Origin of the sequence: Aporhodopirellula aestuarii (assembly GCF_023701485.1) — a bacterium.
Lineage (GTDB): Bacteria > Planctomycetota > Planctomycetia > Pirellulales > Pirellulaceae > Rhodopirellula > Rhodopirellula aestuarii.
Genome location: NZ_JAMQBK010000012.1, coordinates 22,977 through 46,013 on the forward strand (window position 1 = coordinate 22,977; position 23,037 = coordinate 46,013).

Genomic DNA, 23,037 nt, shown 5'->3' on the forward strand with positions numbered 1-23,037 from the left:
CTTGCCTGTTCCCTGTGACGGTCAGCCTTTGCGAACCCCAAGAAGGACCCGCAACGTTTTTCAAAACGAAAACACGCAGAATCCAGGGAAATGCAGGGGATAGAAGTGCTCTCAAGAGCCATCGCGAACGCCTTTGTGTTGGTGGCAACGGTGCGTCTCATTGCCAACCATCGTTAGTGCGGACCCGTCCAAGATCAATAAATGCGGACCCTGGGGAGCGCGGAACGGGTGCGGCTACTCACTAAGCCAAACGAGGTCGTCACCCTCTGGCTGGTGCGTGAATGTGTACATGTAGGTATCACGGCCATCGTGTGCTGACACGTAGCTACCGATAACAGGCGAGAGGTAGGACGGGATAACGCGGTCCTGAAGCGTGTCGAGTCGCCTGATTGCTCTCACGATCAGCGTGTGCGGTCCGTTCTTTTCTTGGTCGAACGCTGACTCTGCGACGAAAGACGGGACGCAAAACATGAACGAGAGGACTCGCTTGTCTGATTTAGCCATCGTGGCGTGGACTACTACGGTGTAGGGGATCTCTGATAGAGCCTCACGGCAGGCGCTGACCTCCGGTCCTTCCATTTCCTCTGTCGTCGCTAGCCTCATTGGTTCGCTCCTGTAGCTGGGGGCTGGGCTGAATCAGTGTCGTCGTCGATGTCTGTCTCCATGTCGTAGTCGGACAGGTCGGGGCGAACTCCCATCGCTTTCACGTCGCGGGCACAGACGCCATAGTCCGCCGCCACCTGTCGATAATGGATACCAGCAAGTAGCAACTCGACCACCTCCTTCATCTCGTCCGGTGAGATGGGAAGTATCCTGTCCCCGTACTCGTCGAACCGCATCAGCCTGGGCAATGCCATATTGCGATTACTGTCGATCGCCTTGACGTAGGCGGACTGCTTTTTTTTGCTTTTGTCGCTTCGTCGCCCCAATATGCGTTTGACAGTCGTCCGTGGCACTCCCAATTGACGCTCGATGTCATGCGGGGATAGCCCTCTATCACTGGCGTCGCGTACCGCCTGCCGCGTAGCTGGGTCTGTATGCTGTTTGTTTCTGTCGGTGTCCGCTTTCGGTGCCTCGGATCTCTCTTCTCCCTCTGATCGCGCCCAGTATGCCTCTACACTCATTTGGTAAATCTCTGGCAGCGGCTCCCCGCCGATACGCTCCAGCGAAGAGAACCAATCCCACCTCAGCAGACGGTTGCCGGGAAGCATCGCATCAATCTCAGTCTCGATCGTCATCGTCAAGGCGATCGACTCAAGCGACTCATAGAATCTCGTCATTTCGACCAAACCGGGGGCGAAGCCCTGGAATGCGTACATATTGAGGGACGGCGTATCCCAGCGGATGCGGTCTACTATCTCCTCAGTCGGGCGCGTGAATACCTGAGTCACTACGGTCGGCATGGGCAAGCAATGCTGTGGCTGCGGGGATCGGCAGGCTAAAGATGCGTGCCACGTCGTCAGGCGATTTGCCGGATGAAACTAGGCTGGATAGTACAGCGTCCATACGCAAGACCCGCTCGACTCTCGCCAACTCGTCAACGCCAATACCTGCCTCACGCGCAGACCCTGGTAAACTCTCTCCCCACGAAAGGAGGTCCAACGCTAGCCGGTATTGGTCAACGGTCGCCTCTGTGGTGTCCTCGATCAGGCGAGGTCGTTTGTCTTGCGGTTGCTGCCTAGGCGGCATGTCTACGAAATCGACAAACGATCTACTCGGGCGAATGATCACGCCATCATCGATCAGGTGATCGAGAACCACCCGGTACTGACTCTCGCTGAATGTCGCTTCCAGAATATCGCCGGGGCGAAACCTACCGCTCGCGTCGACGTTGGCCGCAATGCGCTCGTCGATGTCGGCTGGCAGGTCGTCATAGCACGAAAGAGAACAACGGACACGCAGGGCAAGCACCTTTCGCTGATACGGGCTAGCCTGGAGCGAATCCAGGTAGTCCTGCCACTGCCACGGCGCCAAGTGGACCCGTGCGTGGTAACGCTGCCAACCTGCTCTTGTGATGATGCCATGTTTGATCGCGCGACCGACCCTGGACTGGTATGGGGCATCGGTGAAGCCTATTTCACGACACACCTCGCTGCGGCTGACTGTGACGTATCCGTCGCGGTTCATATCCCGAACGAATCGCTCGCTAAGTCTGCGCTCAATCCCAACGTCGACCATCATCGACACTACTCGCTCTCGCTGCTCTGCGGTGGCTGGCGCAACAGTCACAGTCTCAACGTCGCGATATGTCAAACCGGCACGTGCTAACCAGACACACCTAGCACTGACGCCAAGGCGACGCGCGAACTCTGGGGTCGATACCTCGGGATGCGAACGTATATCGAGAACCTGCGAAGTAGTAAGCACATGCCCCGATGACCGTGAACCATCGGCAGGCTTGCGTTTCTCCCGAAGGAACAGGCTATCTAACGCACCAGTACGGCGGTCGCCATCGCAGTCGACCGAGTATCCACGTGGCACCTCACCACGGAACGTACACCAAACCACGGTGTAGGCGTCGTAGTTCGCCAGCTTTCCATTTCGCGGAAAACTACAACGGCTGGAACCATCGCCATACGAGCGACGCGCGTACCGGATGGCGCTATGGCGAGCATCGTAGTAGGCGATGCTACCGCTAGCGGAGGCGTATAGCGCCTCCTCGTCTGGAGTGCGACGGAACTCATCGCCGTCGAATATAATCACGTCATCGCCGTCCCAATCGCTCACCGGCATCATGCGCTGCTGCGAAAGGTATCGGATCTCCAGATTCTCCAGCCGAGCGTTTTCGCTGTTGCCGTCAATGGGTGCCGGGTACATGGATTGCGGGATCTTGCCGCGAAACGCTCTCCACACGAGTGCCGCAACGGATCGCCTAACCTGCCTATCGCCATCAATCAGCCTCGCGGCGACGACCGGTCTGCCTCGCTTGTCGTGCCCTCGTTTTTTCTCGCCGATCTTCCTGCCGCACACCGGCCCAATCACGCGCCCTGACCTACTGACCCAGATGCGATCCAGACCTGGAACGAGACGAAACTCCTCGCCATCGTGCTCAACCACATCGCTATCGAATCGCTCCACCCTGTCCCCAAGCTCACGGAACTGGTACAGCCCACAGGAAATGCGACTCAGCACACCCGACCTAACGAACGAGACCAACGCGAGCGTCTGCTGGCGAGTGGTCAGCGATGTCGATGCCACACGGTCAGCATGGTCAAGCCGAGCTAGACCACCGACCAACATGCGAGACACAAGCCATCTGAGAACCTCCCTGTGGTGCTCTCTAGTCGCCAATGGCAACGCTTGATTCAACACTCGCTCACGGTCATCAGACGAGGCGAGAAACCGCTCTGGTGGCTTGCGTCGGATGCCAAGGATGCGTGGCTCCATGCATCGCAACTGCCGGGCTATTTTTTTCGTTGATAGCGGTGACGTGAGGATGTGCTCAATCTCGCTGTCGGTGAATCGCTCCTCGATCGGCACTGGGGCCATGTGCTCACATCTACCATCGGCCATGATATCAGCAGTAACGCTACTTGGAGTGTCGCATCGTAGGTTTGCGAGTGCAGCATTCGAGACGTCGCCATCGTGATGCCAGATGGACATGCCTGACGGTCGATCGCCGTGGAACGCCTCCCAGACCAGATGCCGAACCTCACGGGTGACGTTTTTGCCACGCCGCCCAAGGCTAAGCGTTACGGCCTGTGATCCAGCACGCCTACCGGTGTGCCGCGTCCTACCGCGCATCCGAAGCGGTTTACGGCGCGGTGGCCAGTGAGATGGACCGCCTTTGCGCATCGTCCAAACTGAACCATCGATCCCGGCGTAGTAGCCGGTGTGACCTGGAATCGGTCGCAAACAGAAGTGCCATGCCGGTGCCATGCTTTCGCCTCGCTAGTGTCTCGGATATCACGAGAACTAGCTAACGACGACTGACGGTCACGTCATAACGCGATGGCGACGGCGCACGGTCTGCCAGCGCGGCAGACCGAGAAAACGTTGGGTTTTTCGCGTTTTTTGAGAAATGCCGGTTGGCGACAATGAATGAAAAACACCCCCCTGTGTCGCCGGGGGGATCGGATGCCGGGTTGTTGCGCCTCCCCGCACCCCGCGCGGCAATCTCCCGTTTTTGATTGCCGATTTGCCAAACGCTACCGAAGCGATGCCGATAGCGAGTCTACGATCGTGTGAGTGGTCGACTCGATGTCACAGAAACGCCACTGACCGTCTAACTCGCTGGCTAGACCGATGGACTCTAGGTATTCCAAGATTGCCGAGACGGGGATTCCCGCTTCGGAACCTCTGATCGTCTCAACGTCGTCGGTGATCTCGTCGGCGGTTAGGTCTCGGCGTGACTGTTTGAGCAATTCGGCAACCAACAGAACGCGGTCGATCTGACCTAGTGACGGGTGCGCGTCGATCAGACGCTGACGTGATGACTCGATGGTCATGATGTGCCTCGCAACAATAGAAGGTGAACGGTAGTAAGTAACGTTCCCTGGATCGCGACTCGCCCGGTTGCGGCGGGCGTTTGCTAGTCGTGCAATCAATATTGCGAGTTGCCGAAACGGCGTCAAGCGGTTTTTTCGTCGATTCCGGTTGGCCTCACACGGCAACACCAATAGAGGATGTCAGTTGCCAGATCCGACTCCTCATGTTCCCGTTCCAGCTCCCCCATGACACGCTCAGGATCGAGAACGTCACAGATACGCCTGCGAAGGCTTTCGACCTCGTCTATCATCGACTCGTCAGCGGTCAACGGCGTCAATCTGACTAGGTACGAAAGGCAATACCGCAGGCGGTCACTTCGTGGCGCGTCAGCGCACATTGAGTCAATGCACTGAAAAGCAATCTGGTGAACGTACTCGCTCATGGTGGCTCACTGTGTAGGACGGAATCATGCCGGAAATAGAGCACGCCGGACGGCAACACGCTAGCTAGGCGGTCCATGCTGCCAATCCATTGAACCAACCCTCCCGTGCCGTACACTGCTATCTATCAGTACGGACATGCTGATAACCTTTGGCCGCGCCCGGATCACTCCGGGTGCGGTTTTTTTGCGCGATCATTTTGCCTTGACCAACGGCGTGAATCCCAAACGCTCTCGGCCTGCTATGCGGGAGAATCGCAGTGATCGGCGATACGTCTCCGAAAGAGAACACCCACAGGAAAACTCCAGCGAAACAGAGTCTCCCGTTCTTGTTTCATTGAAATGTTGGGCCGTCCCCGGTTCCGCCTGTCTTCCACCAGTCCGCAGGGTCGTCGTCCATTCCTAACATTTTTCGCATTCGCTCCATGACCTCCGCGTCTATCTCAATCGCCTTCGCATCTCGCAAGTCGTATTCAGGTTTGCCGAACATTCCATAGAGAACCTCTAGGAACTCAAGCAGCGTTACACCATGCGTCTCCGCCTTCCCTGTGCTTTTGCCGCCCCACCCACTGAGTGACGCGATCGCTTCTACACGGATCGACAGCCCGCAGATATCGCCGAAAAACTCGCTCGCTTTACGGCCAAGCGTAGTACCACAATCCAGGCAATCAAAATTTGACACCATAGAGTCCAGGCGACTCCAAAAACGCAATTCTCCCGACTCTTCGTCGTTGTAGACCGAAACTTCTCGCCAAATGCGAAGCACGTTTGCCGGGATCTCGTCAAGAACCTGAATCTCTTCACCAACGGTTTCGTATCCTGGACTCACTCCTAACTTTCCGGTTGGCGAGCGGTCTCGTACATGCAACTCCCGCACATCGCACCCGGTGAACTGCGTCAAAAACTCAACCATGTCGTCGCTCTCGCTCACCGCGTCGAAAACGTGTGCCACCGTCACAGATGGATGAACCTCCACGTTCTGCTTCAACCATTTCATCGAAATCGGAGTTGCAACCTCCCATCGCTGGGTTGCGCGGCTGTGGTGAAGCAGGATAGCTCCTTTGTTTGTGAATTTAACCGTCACTGCTTTGACTCCATGGATGTTTATTCTTGTGTCTTCCCGACATCGACAACGACTCCCAACAAGTCCCATCGCCGATGCTTCAATCTGCGGCGAACCGACCGCCGCCGTCAAGCCCCAGTGCAGTGGCGACTGGGATAGCGCTCTTCAAAGTATGAGCAACGACTAGATTCGGTGACTACCGAACCAACGGAAGAAGTGCCAAAACTCTTTAACCGCAACCATCCCGATGCTATTTTGAACGCACTGGAAACGGATCGCGGAATTCGGACACCGCGATGTGGTTCGCGCCGTGTCTCAGCTAACACTGGGGCACGGCTTTTTTTCGCCACCGCGCATTTCCTTTGTCGGTCTTCTGGTTTCGTCCCTCGATGCTACGCCGCCGTAGACAATATCGGGACTCTCTCCCGTGTCAGAAGCTCAATCGGGCAGTATCTCGGACGCCTATTCCTCAGCACAAACCCTCCCCTCCCCTCTCCTCGATCACAGGTTGTAGAAAGTCTTCTTCTTAGTTGTTTTTCTTGCGGGCTGTTGCTGGCTGTTGGGATCAAGGGAGAGGAAAGGGAGTCTTCCAGGGAGACAAGGATATCAACCTGCACAGAATCAAGAGCCCATCGCATCGCGAACCCATCGACCTTTTTCCCGTTGACCGTTTTCGGGTGGAAGCTGTAGCGGTTGTCTTTCATGTTGATCAATTCAGCATCCACGAAAGCGTTGCGAATCGCAGCGAAGCGAGAGGCATTGAACCCTCGGTCGGTCACGCCGTGTTGACGGCAGAGGTTCCATGTCTTGCGAAAACGCTCAGTCGGCATTGATCCGTCGTCGTTTGCTGATTCTGAAAACGCATGAAGCATCGCCAGAAACAAAGAAACGTCCTCGCATTTGACAGAAAGCGACTTCTTGCCATTCACGCTGAAAGTCATGTGTCGCATGATCGCCATCGCTTCGTCGTGCCGGTCAATCACGTCCTGTCGTGAAAGCATGAGAGAATCGTTGCCCGTGCTAGCATTCAGTTCGATCCTGCCTGACGGGTTCGCTGCCACCCGCTCGCGACGTACTGAATCTTGCTGGCGTGATTCATCCTGATTATCGTCGACCAGCGTCATTACGTCGCTGAGGTGGACGCGAGAGGTTGTTTCGATCGCTTCCAGGTTGCGGGGTAGTTTGCACGCTTGCCCGAAGTCAACGTCAGGAAGTCCCTTTGCCGTCCAAGTGTCGAAAGACGGCGTGCCTTTGATTTCGATCACGTCGAATTCATACCCGCGATTCTTCGCGTAGTCGGTGAGCCATCGACCGAACGCGGCCAATTGCTTGCGAACAGATAGCGTGGTGTCCTTCGCGCTGCCCAGCCAGTCCCACTCCATGACCAAGTAGGCGTGGGCGCCACTGCCGCTTGTGGATGGTTCGGCATGGAGCCCAGGGAAGAACTCGCGTTTGAGTTCCGAAGCAACTGCCAATGCTTCTGTGATGTCGCCTAGCTTGTGGCAATCAATGTCGAGACAGATCAGACCGCGATGCGCCTGCGACGTGTAGAAATACGTTTCATCGCGATCGCGATGCTCAACGAACTTTTTGTTCGTCCAGGTATCGAGCCAGACATTTTCGCGACCGGACTGGTTTATGTGGGCGCGAGTGTTTACACGTTTGATATTCTTGTGCCCCGACGGTTTGCCCTCTTCGGTGGGAAGCAGATGCAGGATGTCCTTCGGGTGGATGAAAGATCGAAGTGACCGAATCGCATCTTTGGTGCTTTGTTCCATTTTCGCTCCTGGTGGTTGGTGACCGCCAAGAGGTAGAAAGTGAAAACCAAGCCCGGTATAATTCGGTTTCAACCTTGGTTTGCTGGTTTCTTACCTCTCAGCAAATATCGGGCGTCCGCGATTCACCGTCGCGTGACGCCTTTTTTTATGGGACTATGCGATAGGGTCATTTGCTAGGCTTCGCCGACAGCACAAAAACGCCGCTGATTCACTCGCGTCCATGGCATGACGCAGAAAGACGACAACGCGAAAATCGCAAAAAACGCCGTGTTTTATCGGTCTGCCAGCGCGGCAGACCGTGCGCCGTTCAGAAAAGTCACGGTCGCGGGAAGTAAGAGGGCACGATAATCGTGCCGCATATCTGAGAGTGTACGGGGACATGGTCGCTCGATGACGGGAGGTCAGACGCGACTTGAATCCAGGTTCTGGTGCCCTATCATCGACGCGTCTCTTTGACGAGCCTCGGTGGTCACTGTATTGCGACACAGATCACCGGGGCTTTTTCGTGCGCTCCTTGTGAGCGCGGGACAATCACCGTCTTGGCGAGCCTCTATCTTCGGAGTGAATCCCGATCGACGCAAGACACGCATTCGTCATTTCTCGGCGATACAACGCAGAAAAGGCCGACAAGAAAGAGTCGCTGAAACGCGGTGATTTCCCGATGCCCCAAGCTGGGGCAACGGGAGGAGCAACCGCTGAAAAGGCAGACAAGAAAGAGTCGCTGAAACGCGGTGATTCCCCGTTCCCTCAAGGTGAGGGAACGGGAGTACAACGCGGCTAAGAAGTCGGAGAGCGAGCGGGCGTCCAGTGGCGGCAAAGCGAAGGCAAAAACTGGTGAGAGACCAACCGTTTCTGCTAAGGGACAAAATGTCCCAAAGCAGGATGGAGGCGAGAGGTCGTCTGTCAAGATCGCAGAAAAGCACGGCGTCAACGAGAAGACGATTCGTCGTGACGCAGTCCGCGCGGAGCTTCACGACACAGTGAAATCGGCACGAGTCATCGTCGGCTCAATCGCCAAGGCAGGCTATCGGTTGTTTCTTGACGCTGCCTGTCCCAGACGCATATCAGACGCCCATCTGTGATCAGATCCCAATAGGGGCAATCTACGGGCATCTCTCGCGAGAAGCGATCGGATAGCGTGCAGACTATGAACGCGCCACGCTTGTTCGCCATCGTCACCGCTTGGTGCCTTGCTGGTAGCCGCTTTGCGCTGCGAGCGTCACCAGTACCGATTTCACTGAACGCCCCCGCGACGATTAGACCAGCCCGTTGGCAGTAGTCCAGGCAATCCTCCAGTTGATACGAGAGGCTTGAGCCAGATGTTGCCTGCGGTGACGTGCTCACACGGCAGTAGATCACTGCTTCTGTAATGGTGGCTTGCTGGTGTTCACTCATTGCCTAGCGTCCTTTTTATTCGTCGCCTGAATGAATCGCGTGATCGCTTGCCGACTCGTCAGCGTTGCATGGCCGATCTTGATCGTTTCTAGTTTTGCGCCCCGCACCGGTCTCTGAGTCCATCTCCATACCGTGCTGATATGCGGTTGCGTCGGTATCTCTTTCGCCGCCTCCGATATGGAGATCAGGTCTTCGGTCAGCAGGTCTAGCGTCGGTTTAGTCTTGGTCTGCATGAGTGTTTGCTCCGTGGCTGATGTGTTCCTCTTAGTGCTAGCGGCTGCGAATCGAATTGCAACCTTTCGCATTGGTCTTCATTTACAAAGACGCAAAGCCAATCCAACTGGGACGCTAAAAATAGAAAACCCCGCATCAATTTTGACGCGGGGTTGAGGGCGTTTTGGTGTCGCTCGATTGAGACCGGCTAGAGTGTTTCCATGATTTCGGTGCCTAGTTTTGGCCCTGCCTTCGCAGCCTCTATTGCTCGCAGTTCAGACCTTCCGGCGTAGTGGCTTGTCATCGCCGCCTTGGTGTGGCCTAGCATGGCTTGTGCCGCCTCCAAGCCGAGTGCCTCGCTTATCGTCGCCGCCGCAGTGTATCTCAGACTGTAGGGCGTCCAGTGGGCTACCTTAGCCTTCTTGGCTGCTTGCGTGATAGCTTTCCGGTATGAGTCTTTCGTGTAGTGTTTCCCTGGGCTCCGTTTGGGATTCGACTTCACGTTAATCCCTTTCCTGTTTCCGTGGTTCGGCGGCGTCTTTCTAGCGAGCCATCTCTGCTCTCGGTACCATTCCGCTGACTCTGCTGGCGAGAAGAGGTACTGATCCGGGGCGCGGTTTATGAACGCCTTCAGAGCCATCCTCGCATCTCCGACGATTGGTACCGCCTTCACCACGCCGTGATGTGCCGTCTTGTGATGCTCGGGCCGATAGATCCACTCCGTTCCCGTCTTGTCGATGTCCATCGGTCGCATCATGCATACCTCACTGGGACGCATCCCTGTGGCTACCTGCACGATCACCATCGCCCGCACTGTCGGAGACAGATGCTTCGCGGTCTCACGCACAGCATCGATGTCAGCAGGGCCACGTGGCTTGCTCTCTTTCGCAGACGTTTGGCCACGCTTCAGGGGCTCTAGCGTTTTTAGCCGCGCCAGTGAATCAACGCCAATGAGTTCGCGCGACACCGCGTGGCGGAAGATTGCACAGACGCTGCGGGTCTGCTCGTTCGCGTAGTTCCGACAGTTGCCTGATGCCACGAATAATTCCCTGACAGCAGCGAGCTTTCGCGGGCCAAAGTCACTTGCTGGCTCGTCTCCGTACTCTTCTTCCAGTATCCCGCATAGCGACTGATAGCGTTTCTTGTGCCCCGGTGACTTCGCGTACTTCACCTCGATGTGCTGCCGAAACTCTGCCGTGACACATCGGACGGTGACCGGCATGTCAGTCAGCCGCTGGTCATCGCCATCGTCGTCGGGCATGGTGAGCCCATTCTCGTTGTACTTCTGTATCAGTGCGTAGTACTTCGCCATGCTCTCTGGCGTGTTGTACGGCCCCAGGTAGTACGTCTTGCCGCACAGCGACACAATTCCTTGTCCTGAGATGTGGTAGCGGTAGCTCGGCGCAGATTTCTTTGGGCGTCCCATGGCAGTCATCCTTCTTTTGAGATGAGTTTTTGGGTATTGAATACCCAGAAACTCCGCTGAGAGAGGACCGCACGGCGTACTCGCCGGAATCGCTTTATGCGATAATGGCCCGCAAATAACGGACATTCTTTGCCATGTGTGATAATCGGGGCGACAAGATTTGAACTTGCGGCCTCTACGTCCCGAACGTAGCACTCTACCAGGCTGAGCTACGCCCCGAATTTCTGCCGTATATCGTGCTTCATTCCGATCGGGCCGTCAAGAGATTTTGCGGATCGAAATGGACGGCGCATCTTGAGGTTGTCCGCTAAAAGGCGCGGCCTACGATTTCTCCGATTTGGGATTGTTGTTCGGGGGAAATCCATCGCAGGTCAATGATGATTTCATTGCCTTGGACACGGCACAACAGGCCGATCGAGGATTCCGCGAGTCGCCGCGCGACTGCGTCGGCATCTTTGGATGCATCCAGGGTCAGCACGACTTGGCGCGACGGCAGAACGTCTGCCGCGTCGGATGTGGTTGTTGTGGTCAGCTGTGTGGTGACGAGCCCGATCGACGCGGAGTCTTGGGTGACCCGGGTTGATTGGACGGCGTCGAATCCGCCGAGCTGGGTTGCCAACCGCATCGCGCGGTCTTGCAAGTTTTCCTCCGAAACGCTGGCGAGTTGTCCGACCGGTGATCGGCCGCTTGCTTGAATCGCGACCGTGGACGCGGCAATCGCGGTCAGTGCGGTTGGTGCCATGACGAGCGAGTGCCGTGGCGTTTGACGCAGTTGATCGATCACGGCTTCGTTGCCGACGACCAGGCTGAGTTCAGGTGTACCGGCGAGCACACCGCCGCCCAACACAACCACGTCGGCACCGCCCCGCAGTTGATCGACGAGGCTATCGACGGAGACTTCATCGCCGGTTGAAAAGATCGCGCCGATCGGCAAGACGACGACGTCGATCCAGTTGGCTCGTTCGGCCGTTGGGATGCGATTGCCTTCACCTGATGCCGCTAATCGGACGAGTACATTTTGTCTTCCGCGAACGGGTTTGTCGTCGTGTTGTCCGTCACGTTGTCCGCCTTGGTGACGACCGTTCGAAGGGGCATCGCGATGTTGGCCGCGGCGGCGCGTGAAGTGATTTTCGTCCCAGCGGTCGCTTCCGTCGACGCGTCCGAATTCTCGCACCGCGCCGGTGCCGTAACGACGCAGACGATCGACGAGCAATTCATCGCCGACTGCTTGAGTCGATGTGGATGCGGGCCCTTGTGTGCTCGTGACCAGTGGTACGGCGCAGCAACGCGGCACACTGACGCACCCGCCTCGTCCGCCGAGCTTCATGATCAATGCGAGCGACGCGTCGATCGAGTTGGTGACGATCGCGGACAGTTTGTTATTTTCCGCCGAGCCTTCACCACATCGGCGTGAGATGGCCGCAGCGATTTCATCACAGAGCCTCGCGTCGGCATTTTCGATATGGGATGCGTCGCCGGAGAGATGCGGGATCGCGGCGGCGAGTGCTTCGGCGGGCAGCCCCACGCCGCTGCCACGCGGGTCGAGTAACCGTCCGGTCCCGTTGATCAGGCGAGCGGGCGTCAGGGAAATGGTTCCGCCCCGCCAGAGCACGCCACTTTGCCAAACGTCTTTGATCGGACGTGTGGATTCCTCGGCTTGACGCAAGATCGTGTCAACCTTTTCCCGGGCGGTCTTGGGCAACTCTTCGACCAGCTTGCTGGCTTGTTCCTTCAGCGAAGCTGCCGTGTCGTTGTCGGTCACCTGACGGGCGAGGTCGGCTACGCCGCGGCGGAGGAGTTCAACGGTCCAGGGGGGGAGAGCCATGTTCGTGCCTGCGTGTGCGTCAACGGAGATGAATCGAATCACCTCATCATCGTCGCGGTGCCCCGGAATCACAATCCCTTATCAGAGGAGACTGTCACTGCGTCAACTGAGGCTCGCGGTTAGAGCCCGTCGCTGTACATGGCGCTGTTGTAGATCGCCTCGGTGGGTTGAGTTTTGAGTTGCAAACCACATTTGGCGGGCGTGCAGGGATTTTCGCCGTCGATGAAATGACCGCAATCGATCAGTCCCCCTTCGCTCGTTCCAACGAGGCCGAGCAAGTTATCAGGGTCCAGCGGACCGGGATCGATCCACATGCCGTCAGGCGTCAGTTCCATCGTTCCCAAGTCAAGGTCGAGGCCGCGGCGGACGACTTCGAAGTTGACATAGAGATTGAGCAGACCGTTTTGCGAGTTCAACAAATCGCTCAACGCCGAGATCGTATCGCGTGCCGCAGTCGGTCCGCTGTTGAGTCCGCGGGCATCACGGAAGGACCGGATGTCTTCGTTGAGTTCCAACTGAGTCGCGGCGATGCGAACGGATTGACGTCCGAGTTCGAAGTTGATGCGGTTGGCTTGAAGCTGTCTGATCGTGGCTCGCAAGAGTTGCCAGATGCCGTCTTCGTATCCGTAGTACGACCGCTTGGCTTGTTCGTATTCGATCAACGCTTGGCGATACGTGTTGCGTTCTTGCAGACGGGTGATCGGCGCGTCCCATTGCAACCCGACTCGCAGGGAACTGTTGCTTTGCCGGAGTGCGAACGGGTTGTTGCCGTTGTTCTGAATGTCGCCGGAGAACGTCAAGTCGAGCGAGCTTTCGAGGTTGTCGGCGATGAATTCGATCGAACGATAGCGGTCCACCAAACTGGCCCGGGCGTTGGCCCAGTCGCGACGGTTGACGCGTGCGATTTGCAGTGCTTGTGCCGGGTCGATCTCCACCTCAGGCAACACAAGACTTTCGACACGAGCACGGGCTTGGACGAGCTGCAGGGCCAGGACATCGTCGCCGAGTTCCGACAGCAGTTTTTGGCTGGACAAGATCACGTCTTGGCGGATTTTGTCAGCGATCTCGCTGGGGACGGTGGTTCCCGGGCCGGCGGTGACAAATTTCTCGATGCTGTCGGTCAGTCGATCGATTTCGCTTTGGTAGCCCGCTAAACGTTGCGAGAGTTCTTCGAATTGCTGTTCGAGTTCTTCGCCGAGTTCCAAGATCGGTTGGATGTCGAAGATCGATTCGTCGAGCGTTTCGATGCCGAGCAAGGAACAGATCGTGTCTTGTTCTTCGCGGTAGAGCGCGAGCAGCGATTGGGTTTGTTGACGTCGTTCGGGAATTTGGGCACGCAGAATCTCGAGGTCCTTTTGAACCCGCGGGAGATCTTCGGTGATCAGACTGCGCGAGAAACGCGAGAGCGGTTTGATCGCCAGTCGCAGTTTTTCGATCACGGTGATCGTGTCGTTGTCCCAAGCCAGTTCGGCGCGGGGCAGGCCCGTGTCGGGATCGATTTCCATGTTGGCGAGATCGAGCAACCTGACGTTCAGTTCGCCGACTTCGGCGCGTGCGGCGATCAATTGTTCGCGGCGTGATCGCAGGTCGCGGTCGATCAACTCGAATCGGTTGAGTGCGGGATCGTTGATCTCGACACAGAGATACGGTGGCAAGCCGAGATCGCTAAGGAAACTATCGATGGAGTTTTGGAAAGCAACGCGGCGGGTGACCAATGCGCTTTGGGCACCGAGCAGCGACGAACGTGACTGAGCGATCTGCAACCGTTGGCGAATGATCGCTTCGGGATCGTCTGGGATCGTGGTCAGGAGTTCGACGAGTGTGTTTTCGAGGATCACGAGGTTCTCGCCGAGTCGCGCGATGTTCTCTTCGAGGTTGCGGATTTGCAGCTGGTCTTGGAGCAGTCCGATGAAGCCGCCGGCATCGGGAACGCCGCCGCCCCCGGTCAGCCCGAATCCGCCGCCACCGCCAAGGCCGCCGAAGCCGCCCCCGAGTCCGGTGAAGCCGCCGAGTCCGACGCCGAACACGCCGCCACTGCGTTGCACGCGGGTGCTGATGCTGCGGCCGGTGGTGATGTTCAGGTAAAATTCGCGCCGAAACCGTTCGAAGGCACGGACGTTGGCGAGCAATCGGCGTTCAGCCAGCGTCAACCGTTCCAAGACCCGATCGCGGCCGGCACCGCGGAGCAGTGGTTGGAGCAGCGTGAAGTCGAGAACGGTGAAAGCGGATTGCGAATTCGGGCCGCTGAGTTCCCAAACAATATTGTTGGCCACGCCGACGATCAGGTTTCCGCCGGTGGCGAAGGCCCGCTGCAACGCGAGGTCGCGGGGACCATTGCTGTCGGCGCCGAAGGCAATTTGACTTTGGCTCTCGCCGGTTCGGCGGCGACCCACCGCGGTGTACGAGGTGTCAAAGCCGCCATAGAACTGGGTGTCGAACTGAAATCGCTCGCTGCTGACGTCGAGGGCCGAGAGGAACAACGTTTCGAGTTGTTCCTGGTATTCGGGCGAATGCAAAAGTGCGATCCGAACGGCGTTGTCGGCGTTGAGTTCCAAAATGCCGTTTTCATTGAGCGGCAGATACTGCCACCAGAGCGGATTTTCGGCGGTGTTGGTCAAACCCGCGGCTTCCCACATGGGGTATCCCCGCCGTCCGTCGACGCACTGCATGTATCGATTCGACGCCGGGTCGTCCAACGGCATCGGCTGGAAATCGGGATCGAACGGGTTGTACATCCGGCTACGCGGGTCAACGTCGATTGTGAGGGACGTGTTGACCGGGCGGGCGACGTGGGTGGCTTTTTCGGCGATCAACGCGTTGGCTTCCCCGTCGGCTTGGACGCGGTAGTGGGTGCGAGAGCAACCGGCTGCGGCGACCAGAAGAACCATCGCAACGAGGCCAAAACGCGTGCTCCGTACCGGCGAAGTCGCATGGGCATCACGTGTCGGGGCCGGCCGATAGGAACGACCGTAGCCAGACGAAACCGGTGTTTCCGCGGTTGAGATGTTCACTAACGAGCGATCGAGCACGTTTATCATCCGTGGGGGGTATGTACGGGTCATACAGAACAGCCTGCCGATTAGGATTCGGACGATCCGAGCAACCGGCTTGACCGGTTCGCAGTGAAAAGCCGCTACATCCCCACCATTGGTGTGTGACCGGTGACTGATGTCCGGAATGTGACGATTGAGGTGCTTTGAATGTCCATTCCGAGGGTTGGCGTCAGAAAACTTGGTGAAAAACTAGCGGTTAGGCCGACTCGTCGATTAAACTTCTGTTTCGGGCAACCTGAACGCCTGCGTTTGAATTCGCAATTACTCCACTTTTCTCCTATTCGATGCAGTACGCCCTCCTCGGATTTTTGGTCATCTTGGTGCTCGTCCAGGCGTTTTTGCTGTGGAAAGCACGCACAGATTGGCGTTGGTATGAGATCACCGCGATCATCATGACGACGATTCTCGCGGTCGTTTTCGTCTTTCCGGTCGCCGGTGCGCTGAAGAGCCGTTCGGCGTGGCACAAGGTCAAAGAGGACCTGGACGCCCGACTAGCGAAAGCGAAGGCGGAACAGAAAGATCTGCGAGACGGCGACCGAAACAATCCGTTGTCCGATCAAGGGGCCCTTCCGCTGGCGCAAAAACTGGCTGTCATCGGGATCGAGGCCGGACGCCGATGGCGGGGGCTGCGGTTCACCAACGCAAATTTCAATGGCCAGCCGAGCATCGTTTTGTCCCGGCCGGCGGAGGAACCTGATCCGAACGACCCGATCGATGCAGCAGGGGACGCCGGCGACGACGCGGCCGACCAAGATCCCTTGCCGCTGATTCCCGAATCGATGGTCGTGTACGGATTCGGTGAAGGACGCGGGCCGAACATCGAAGTGCCGTTACCGATCAAGTTTCTTGGCGAGTACCGCGTCACCGCCAGTACACCGAACCAAGTCACGTTGACACCGACGGGGCCACTATTGCCCGAGCAGCAAAGATTGATCGAACAGGGCAACGCGAGAAGTTGGTCGATCTACGAATTGTTACCGCTCGATGGCCATGAGCCGTTTATCGCCGAAGGCAGCGTTGCGGATGATGACAACATTTTTGGCCGCGTCGATGATCAGTTGATCAATGCGATCCTACAGGGGGCGTCTGACGAAACTCGCAGGAATTATCTCCGCGATGGGTCTCGGTCGCAGCCCGATGATGAACCGTTGTCGCGATGGGTCAAAATCGAATTTACCAAGAACCACACGATCATCGTCGATAGTCCCGACAAATACAGTGCGCTCGAAGGCGGCTTTTTTGACGGTAGCGGACGTGCCGTCGATAGCCGTTTGCAGGTCGGTGACACCGGGCAAGTGAAATTCGCCAAAGGCGATCTATTGGTGGTCAAGGAAGAAGCCGCCGACGCACTTCAGGCCGAAGGTGTGGCCCGGTTAGTCGATGAGTACTACCTTCGCCCTCTCAACGATTACCGTTTCGTTTTGCGTCGGATCCGGTTGCGGATCGCTGAACTCCAAAACCGCACCGTTCAGTTGAACTTTGAAAAAGACGTTTTGCAGCGAGCGATCGACGCGACCGTCAAAATGCTCGCGTCTTACCAAACCGACAAACTGTTGCTCGAACAAGATTTCGAACAGTTTGAAAAGGAACGCAAAGCCCTCGAAGCGTATAACCAAGATCTGCGTGCCGGTTCAAAAGCGACTCGCGAGAAGTTGATCCGTCTGTATCGCAGCAATCAGGCACTCGAGATTGAGCTTGAGCAGATTCATCGATCAATCCAGGAAAGCGTCAATTCGTTGACCTCGGAAGTTCGATAACGCTGCGTAAGAAGATCGCGTGTCGGTTTGCGATCGCGGGTCTCTTTGCCCACGCATCTTGAATCGGCCCAGCTTTTGCCTTCCTGACGAACGTAGACGTTTGCATTGTCGAATCGGAGGTGACATTTGCTTTTCTATGGCCGCATTCTCCTGGGTAACGTTGGTGGTCCCGGATTGCCGATCGGGATGAGTCGATCGGGTTACCTGGCTATCGTGCGAGCCGCAAACCTGTCGCCGGGTCGTGTGCAGCCGTGATGGAACCACCCAACGACCTTCGCGAATTGCCGATGCGGCCCAACACGTTGGTGCTGTCTTACCTGGGCATTCGGCGGGCGATCGGATTGAGCGGGTTGTTGTTGCCGGTTGTCTTGGGACCGGGCGGGTTGCTGTTCGGGATCGAAATTCAAGATAACCTCAGCAGCTACTATCACACGCCACTTCGAGATGTGTTCGTGGGCACGTTATGCGCGATCGGCATTTTTCTGTTTTGCTATCGAGGATACGACAAGGTCGAAAATTGGACCGCGAACCTGGGGTGTGCCTCCGCGCTCGGCGTGGCTTTGTTCCCGCTGGACTTCAACAGTGACCCGTTGGTGCAGAAGTCGATTACCGGTTACCTCCACACGTTCAGCGGCGGCGTGTTCTTTTCAACGCTCGCGTTCTACTCGCTCTACCACTTCCCACGTGATTCACGTCGTGAGCAAGAGCCCCATTTGCGAGAACGTGACTTCGTTTACCGCATGAGCGGAGTCGTCATTTTGCTGGCGATGATGGCGATGGGCGGATACCTGTTCTTGTTGCCCAATGACTGGAAGCAAACCTTTAACGATTACAACTTCTTGTTTTGGATGGAGTGGATCGCGGTGTGGTCATTTGCATCGGCGTGGTTGGCAAAGGGACGCACAATCATCGCCGATATCGCCGTCGACGTGTTGGCCTATTCGAGCGAATTGGTTCTCGGTCGAGACGAACGCGAGTAGTGCTTCATCAGCATTGAAAATGGGGGTGAGACCGGGCGGTTCACGCCGCTCCGCTAAGCCTTTTAGCGGTAGGACGCGAGCCCAATGCCATTCACTTTGGTAGCGGTGCGGCGCATGCCGCTCGGTAAGTACAAAAGTAGATCGTGTAGGACGCAAGCCTTCGGTTCGAACAACCCAAGATCCCGGCTTAGCAAACGCAGTCATGGCTCATTGCGCGTGCTCGCTAGATCAGGAAGGCAGCGAATGCGATTGCTGTACAAGCGGAGATCGGATGCTGTGATTTTTCTTTTTAGGACGCAATCGCATGGGGGATCTTGGTGGCGAGTTTTGCGTCAGACTGGACTAAAATAACGCAGCGCCGCGAACGATAACGCACGCACATCGACCGGTTTGGGAACGACGGCGTGGACATGGAGTTGGTTTAGTTCCACCAACGTTTCGACATCGAGTTTGGAACTACACACGATGATCGGGATCTCGCGGCAATATTCGATCTCGCTGTTGCGGAGATCTTCAATCATGGTCTCTCCATCCATTCCCGGCATTTCGAGATCCGTGACGATCGCATCGGGGTGGAAGTCACGAATGACTGAGAGCGCGGACCGTCCGTCATCCGCTTTTAACGTGTTAAAACCGAGTCGTTCGAGTGTTGCGGCGACGAGGTGGCGAGAGGAGGCTGCATCATCAACGACCAACACGGTGGCTGCAGTTGGCAGGGTTGCGTTCGGATCAGGAATTTTGAGCATGCTTCGCCTCGGATGAATCAATCTAAATTACATGTCACCGTATCACCTTACGAATCAGTTGGTCTCGAGAGGGTAGATGGGAGCACTGGATGAATAGGATCAATCAATCGAATGATTTCGACGGTTCCCAGAGACGCAAACGATGTTCCAACGGGAACTGTTTGGCACGGGAATCGCGTTGGTCATCTTATCGGCATCGGCCTTTAAAAATGCTGCGTGAGTAGCGTTTGATCACCACTCGGGAAAAGCTAGCTGTTAGCCAGTTTGGTTTGGTCCGGTTTGTGGGCGATGATCCGTTGCAATGCATGATTGATGGATCGAAATGCCGATGTATTCGAGATAGCTGAATAAAAGAAAGTGCCTGGAGGATGCACCGGAGAGTTGTTTTGCTGCAATCCAGAATGTCATTTTAATTCCACAACCGGGGCTTACTCTCATACAGGTGGTCGAATGCACTCTCGTACTTTTGCTGAGTCGCACAGTGAAGCGTGACTTGCCACCTGTTTGCCGATGTTGCCGCATCCTGACTGCGGTGTGTTTCCTACCACGAGGGACATTGATTTAATTACTGCGGGATTTCAAATGTAGCGGAACGGCGCGAGCCGTCCGGTGACTCGGGACCGGACGGCTTGCGCCGTTCCGCTAAAAAAAAACTAAAACAATCAACGTCCCAAGTGTTCTAACTAACGCGATAATGCATGCCGGCTAGTACGACGCTCGTTTGTTTCATGACATTTGACGCGTTTCTACAATGATTCTCGACAGACGTATCGCATTGATTGGACGTCGAATTAAATACTGCGGAAATTCAATTGTAGAGGAATGACGCAAACCGCCCGGTAACGCGGGACCAGACGGCTTGCTCCCTTCCGCTAAAAATAGCTCTTAAACACTCGACCTCCCTTCAATGTGTGCTGGCGTTGACTTGTGATTCAGACGCCGGCGGTTTTAATCTCGAAAGTTTTCATTTCAAGATATTTGACATATTCCCCACTTACACCGGAAAAGATGATGGCAACCAATACCGCGCGAGCCGTGGATAACAAACGGATCGAACTCGCGTCACGTCCCGATGGGATGCCGACATTAAGCAATTTTAAACTTAATACGGTGGCTCTCGCGCCGATCGAAGACGGTGAATTTCTCGTTCGAAATCAATGGATGTCGGTCGATCCGTACATGCGAGGCCGGATGAAGGAAGTGGACAGTTATGTGCCGCCGTTTCAGATCGGAAAGGCTTTGGAGGGCGGTTGCATCGGCGTGATTGTCGAGTCGAAAAACGACCGGTTTGCGGAGGGGGACCTCGTGCTCGGCAATCAAGGTTGGCGAGAATACTGGAAGTCGACCGGCCAGGGTGTTCAAAAAATTGATCCCGAGTTGGCGCCCGCTCAAGCGTACCTTGGTGCGTTGGGAATGACCGGCATGACTGCGTGGGTCGGCCTCAAACGAATTGCGAACATTCAATCGGGTGAAACGGTATTTGTGTCGGCCGCCTCGGGAGCAGTCGGTTCGATGGTCGCTCAGATCGCAAAGGCGAATGGCTGCAACGTGATCGGTAGTGCGGGGAAACAATCCAAGATTGATTGGCTGCGAGATCGTGCCGGAATTGAACAGGTGATGAACTACAAAGCGACGGACAATCTCACCGAGGAACTCGGTAAGTTGGCCCCCGATGGAATCGACGTCTATTTCGACAATGTGGGTGGTGAGCATCTCGAAGCCGCACTGCAGCACATGAATGACTTTGGGCGGATCGCCGCGTGTGGAATGATTTCCACTTACAACGCGACCAAACCACCTGCGGCTCCTCGCAATCTGTTTCAGGTGATCGGGAAGCGAATCCGCATGCAGGGATTCATCGTTCGCGATCACATGGAAGATTATCAAGAATTCATGCGTGACGTCTCGACGCTGATTCGTAGCGAACGTGTTGTCTGGGAAGAAACCATCACGGACGGTTTGGAGAACGCCCCGAACGCATTCATTGGACTTTTTGAGGGCGAGAATCTAGGCAAATCGCTGGTGCGGATCAGCTAACGTTTCTTCTTGTTGCGGCGGCGGAACTCGCCAATGTTTTCGGCGAACGAATAGTCATGGCGATGGAGTTGCTTCCATCGCTTTCGAATTTCATGCCTTGGGACGTCGAGTGAATCACTGCGGAACTTCAGATGTAGCGGAACGGCGCAAGCCGTTCGGTAACGCGGGACCGGACGGCTTACTCCGTTCCGCTAGAAAGAGCACTAAAACAATCGACGTCCTTCCGCATTTGTAGAGACGGCATGAAATTCATCGACGTGTGCTCTGCTCATATTCTTCTTGGGCGGAGTTTGATTGGGAACAGGACGTTCTCAGATCTTAGTTCGGTACGTGAATCGCTGCGTTCCTAAGTGAACAAATCGCGGATGTCAGAATTTGGTGTTCCGACGACGCGGCAATCTACACTCACAACGGAGAGATGCAATGACGATCATGAGCGTCAACCCTGCAACCAACGAAACAATCGAAACATACACGCCGCTGACCAAAGACGAAACAATCGCGGCGATTGAAAAAGCCGACAACGCCTATCGCGAGTGGAAACGCACGTCCTTTGAGGAACGACGCAAGGTGGTGTCCGCGTATGCGGAACAGTTGCGAGAGCGGACCGACGAATTTGCCCGCATGATTACGCTCGACATGGGCAAACGGATTTCCGAGAGCGTGGAGGAAATCGAGTTCTGTGCCGAAATCGCTGAGTTCTACGCGACCAATGCGGAGCGGTTTCTGGCTGACCAGCCGATGGAGAATGTTGATGCCGACGCGCGGATTCATTTCGAACCTCTCGGCGTTCTGATGGGAGTCATGCCATGGAATTTCCCTTTTTACCAAGTGACCCGCTTTGCGGCACCGAACATCATGGCGGGGAACACGGTCATGGTGAAGCATGCCAGCAACGTACCGCGGTGTGCTGAGGCGATCGCGGAATTGTTTTCCGATGTGGGGCTGCCTGATGGTGTCTACACGAACTTGTTTATCCCGTCGGAATTTGTCGAGGTCATCGTATCCGATTCTCGCGTGCAAGGAGTGTCGTTGACCGGTAGCGAACGAGCCGGGGCTGCCGTAGCGGCGTTGGCGGGGAAGAACTTGAAACGGTCGGTCTTGGAGCTTGGCGGGAACGACCCGTTCATCGTTCTGGAAGACGCCGATATGGAACGGACCGTCGAACTGGCGGTGCAAGGGCGAATGGTGAATGCCGGCCAGTCGTGTGTTGCGGCAAAACGGTTCATCGTCGTTGAGGCGGTCGCAGATGAGTTTTTGGAACGGTTCAAAGAGGCGATGTCTGCGCTCGAGATGGGCGATCCGATGGATGAATCGACGACCCTATCGCCGCTGTCGACCGAGGACGCAGCAGTCAAGTTGCAGGAACAGGTTCAAGCGTCGATTGATGCGGGCGCAACCGTGTTGCTCGGTGGCGATCGACCGGATCGTGACGGAGCGTATTTCAATCCGACCATCTTGACCGATGTGACGCCAGACATGCCAACTTTCGATCAAGAGTTGTTCGGGCCGGTAGCGACGGTTTATGTGGTGAAAGACGAGCAGGCCGCGGTCGAGCTTGCCAACCAGTCGTCCTATGGACTCGGTGGAAGTGTTTACACACGTGACAAGGAACGCGGGCGCCGGGTGGCTGAGCAGATTGAGACCGGCATGGTCTTCTTGAACCAGCCGACGAACTCGCAAGCCGAGTTGCCGTTCGGAGGGATCAAGAATTCGGGATACGGTCGAGAACTGTCCCATCTTGGGATTCTCGAGTTCGTCAACAAAAAACTGATTCATCTGGGCCCGGCAGAATCAGAGTAGATTTCCGTCGGGTAATCTAAGCTGGAATCTTGGGTTGCTCGAACCGGAGGGCATTGAGTTGGCGCCGTACCGCTAAAAAGCGTAGCGGAACGGC

Annotated in this window: 16 protein-coding genes and 1 tRNA gene; 4 read left to right on the forward strand and 13 right to left on the reverse strand. The window is 56.3% G+C overall.

Annotated elements, in window-relative coordinates:
• Positions 1-234: 234 nt before the first annotated feature.
• From NB063_RS03325 to NB063_RS03380, 12 genes are all read right to left on the reverse strand, one after another.
• On the reverse strand, positions 235-603 hold the full coding sequence (locus NB063_RS03325; RefSeq protein WP_250927323.1) for a hypothetical protein: 369 nt from the start codon (positions 601-603) through the stop codon (positions 235-237).
• Positions 600-1,403, reverse strand: a complete 804-nt coding sequence (locus NB063_RS03330) for a hypothetical protein (RefSeq protein ID WP_250927407.1) — start codon at positions 1,401-1,403, stop codon at positions 600-602. Before NB063_RS03330 ends, NB063_RS03325 begins: the two co-directional genes overlap by 4 nt.
• Positions 1,363-3,879 (reverse strand): HNH endonuclease signature motif containing protein, encoded by a 2,517-nt coding sequence (locus NB063_RS03335; protein WP_250927324.1) that lies wholly within the window; start codon positions 3,877-3,879, stop codon positions 1,363-1,365. The genes NB063_RS03330 and NB063_RS03335 overlap by 41 nt, the downstream gene beginning before the upstream one ends.
• A 269-nt stretch (positions 3,880-4,148) precedes the next feature.
• On the reverse strand, positions 4,149-4,448 hold the full coding sequence (locus NB063_RS03340; protein ID WP_250927325.1) for a hypothetical protein: 300 nt from the start codon (positions 4,446-4,448) through the stop codon (positions 4,149-4,151).
• Between the two features lie 753 nt (positions 4,449-5,201).
• Positions 5,202-5,864, reverse strand: a complete 663-nt coding sequence (locus NB063_RS03345) for a hypothetical protein (protein ID WP_250927326.1) — start codon at positions 5,862-5,864, stop codon at positions 5,202-5,204.
• A 458-nt stretch (positions 5,865-6,322) separates the two neighbouring features.
• Entirely contained in the window at positions 6,323-7,708 is a 1,386-nt protein-coding gene (locus tag NB063_RS03350) for a hypothetical protein (protein ID WP_250927327.1), read from the reverse strand.
• Between the two features lie 996 nt (positions 7,709-8,704).
• Positions 8,705-9,103 carry a recombinase family protein gene (locus NB063_RS03355; RefSeq protein WP_250927328.1) on the reverse strand — a complete coding sequence of 133 codons (399 nt, stop codon included), beginning with the start codon at positions 9,101-9,103 and terminating at the stop codon, positions 8,705-8,707.
• Positions 9,100-9,336 (reverse strand): DUF1580 domain-containing protein, encoded by a 237-nt coding sequence (locus NB063_RS03360; RefSeq protein WP_250927329.1) that lies wholly within the window; start codon positions 9,334-9,336, stop codon positions 9,100-9,102. Before NB063_RS03360 ends, NB063_RS03355 begins: the two co-directional genes overlap by 4 nt.
• Positions 9,337-9,524: 188 nt before the next feature.
• Complete coding sequence (locus tag NB063_RS03365) at positions 9,525-10,742, reverse strand: tyrosine-type recombinase/integrase (protein WP_250927330.1); 1,218 nt, start codon at positions 10,740-10,742, stop codon at positions 9,525-9,527.
• A 145-nt stretch (positions 10,743-10,887) separates the two neighbouring features.
• Positions 10,888-10,961 (reverse strand) — tRNA-Pro (locus tag NB063_RS03370).
• Positions 10,962-11,049: 88 nt separating this feature from the next.
• Positions 11,050-12,567 carry a selenocysteinyl-tRNA(Sec) synthase gene (locus NB063_RS03375; RefSeq protein WP_250927331.1) on the reverse strand — a complete coding sequence of 506 codons (1,518 nt, stop codon included), beginning with the start codon at positions 12,565-12,567 and terminating at the stop codon, positions 11,050-11,052.
• Between the two features lie 119 nt (positions 12,568-12,686).
• On the reverse strand, positions 12,687-15,455 hold the full coding sequence (locus NB063_RS03380) for a TolC family protein (protein WP_407652533.1): 2,769 nt from the start codon (positions 15,453-15,455) through the stop codon (positions 12,687-12,689).
• A gap of 449 nt (positions 15,456-15,904) precedes the next feature.
• Between NB063_RS03380 and NB063_RS03385 the strand changes: the two genes are divergently transcribed.
• A complete protein-coding gene (locus NB063_RS03385) occupies positions 15,905-17,377 on the forward strand; it encodes a coiled-coil domain-containing protein (protein WP_250927332.1) in 1,473 nt (490 codons plus the stop codon).
• A 254-nt stretch (positions 17,378-17,631) separates the two neighbouring features.
• A complete protein-coding gene (locus NB063_RS03390) occupies positions 17,632-18,357 on the forward strand; it encodes a hypothetical protein (protein WP_250927333.1) in 726 nt (241 codons plus the stop codon).
• Between the two features lie 332 nt (positions 18,358-18,689).
• Here the strand turns inward: NB063_RS03390 and NB063_RS03395 are convergent, their stop codons facing one another.
• Complete coding sequence (locus NB063_RS03395; protein ID WP_250927334.1) at positions 18,690-19,103, reverse strand: response regulator; 414 nt, start codon at positions 19,101-19,103, stop codon at positions 18,690-18,692.
• Positions 19,104-20,114: 1,011 nt separating this feature from the next.
• Between NB063_RS03395 and NB063_RS03400 the strand changes: the two genes are divergently transcribed.
• On the forward strand, positions 20,115-21,140 hold the full coding sequence (locus NB063_RS03400; protein WP_250927335.1) for an NADP-dependent oxidoreductase: 1,026 nt from the start codon (positions 20,115-20,117) through the stop codon (positions 21,138-21,140).
• A gap of 423 nt (positions 21,141-21,563) precedes the next feature.
• The gene (locus NB063_RS03405) at positions 21,564-22,943 is read left to right on the forward strand and encodes an NAD-dependent succinate-semialdehyde dehydrogenase (protein WP_250927336.1); all 1,380 of its coding nucleotides are present in this window, start codon (positions 21,564-21,566) and stop codon (positions 22,941-22,943) included.
• The last annotated feature ends 94 nt before the right edge of the window (positions 22,944-23,037 follow it).

Coding starts and splice junctions, on each gene's coding strand:
- NB063_RS03325 (WP_250927323.1), bottom strand. CDS start 603: ATGAGGCTAGCGACGACAGAGGAAATGGAAGGACCGGAGGTCAGCGCC.
- NB063_RS03330 (WP_250927407.1), bottom strand. CDS start 1,403: ATGCCGACCGTAGTGACTCAGGTATTCACGCGCCCGACTGAGGAGATA.
- NB063_RS03335 (WP_250927324.1), bottom strand. CDS start 3,879: ATGGCACCGGCATGGCACTTCTGTTTGCGACCGATTCCAGGTCACACC.
- NB063_RS03340 (WP_250927325.1), bottom strand. CDS start 4,448: ATGACCATCGAGTCATCACGTCAGCGTCTGATCGACGCGCACCCGTCA.
- NB063_RS03345 (WP_250927326.1), bottom strand. CDS start 5,864: ATGAAATGGTTGAAGCAGAACGTGGAGGTTCATCCATCTGTGACGGTG.
- NB063_RS03350 (WP_250927327.1), bottom strand. CDS start 7,708: ATGGAACAAAGCACCAAAGATGCGATTCGGTCACTTCGATCTTTCATC.
- NB063_RS03355 (WP_250927328.1), bottom strand. CDS start 9,103: ATGAGTGAACACCAGCAAGCCACCATTACAGAAGCAGTGATCTACTGC.
- NB063_RS03360 (WP_250927329.1), bottom strand. CDS start 9,336: ATGCAGACCAAGACTAAACCGACGCTAGACCTGCTGACCGAAGACCTG.
- NB063_RS03365 (WP_250927330.1), bottom strand. CDS start 10,742: ATGGGACGCCCAAAGAAATCTGCGCCGAGCTACCGCTACCACATCTCA.
- NB063_RS03375 (WP_250927331.1), bottom strand. CDS start 12,567: ATGGCTCTCCCCCCCTGGACCGTTGAACTCCTCCGCCGCGGCGTAGCC.
- NB063_RS03380 (WP_407652533.1), bottom strand. CDS start 15,455: ATGGTTCTTCTGGTCGCCGCAGCCGGTTGCTCTCGCACCCACTACCGC.
- NB063_RS03385 (WP_250927332.1), top strand. CDS start 15,905: ATGCAGTACGCCCTCCTCGGATTTTTGGTCATCTTGGTGCTCGTCCAG.
- NB063_RS03390 (WP_250927333.1), top strand. CDS start 17,632: ATGGAACCACCCAACGACCTTCGCGAATTGCCGATGCGGCCCAACACG.
- NB063_RS03395 (WP_250927334.1), bottom strand. CDS start 19,103: ATGCTCAAAATTCCTGATCCGAACGCAACCCTGCCAACTGCAGCCACC.
- NB063_RS03400 (WP_250927335.1), top strand. CDS start 20,115: ATGGCAACCAATACCGCGCGAGCCGTGGATAACAAACGGATCGAACTC.
- NB063_RS03405 (WP_250927336.1), top strand. CDS start 21,564: ATGACGATCATGAGCGTCAACCCTGCAACCAACGAAACAATCGAAACA.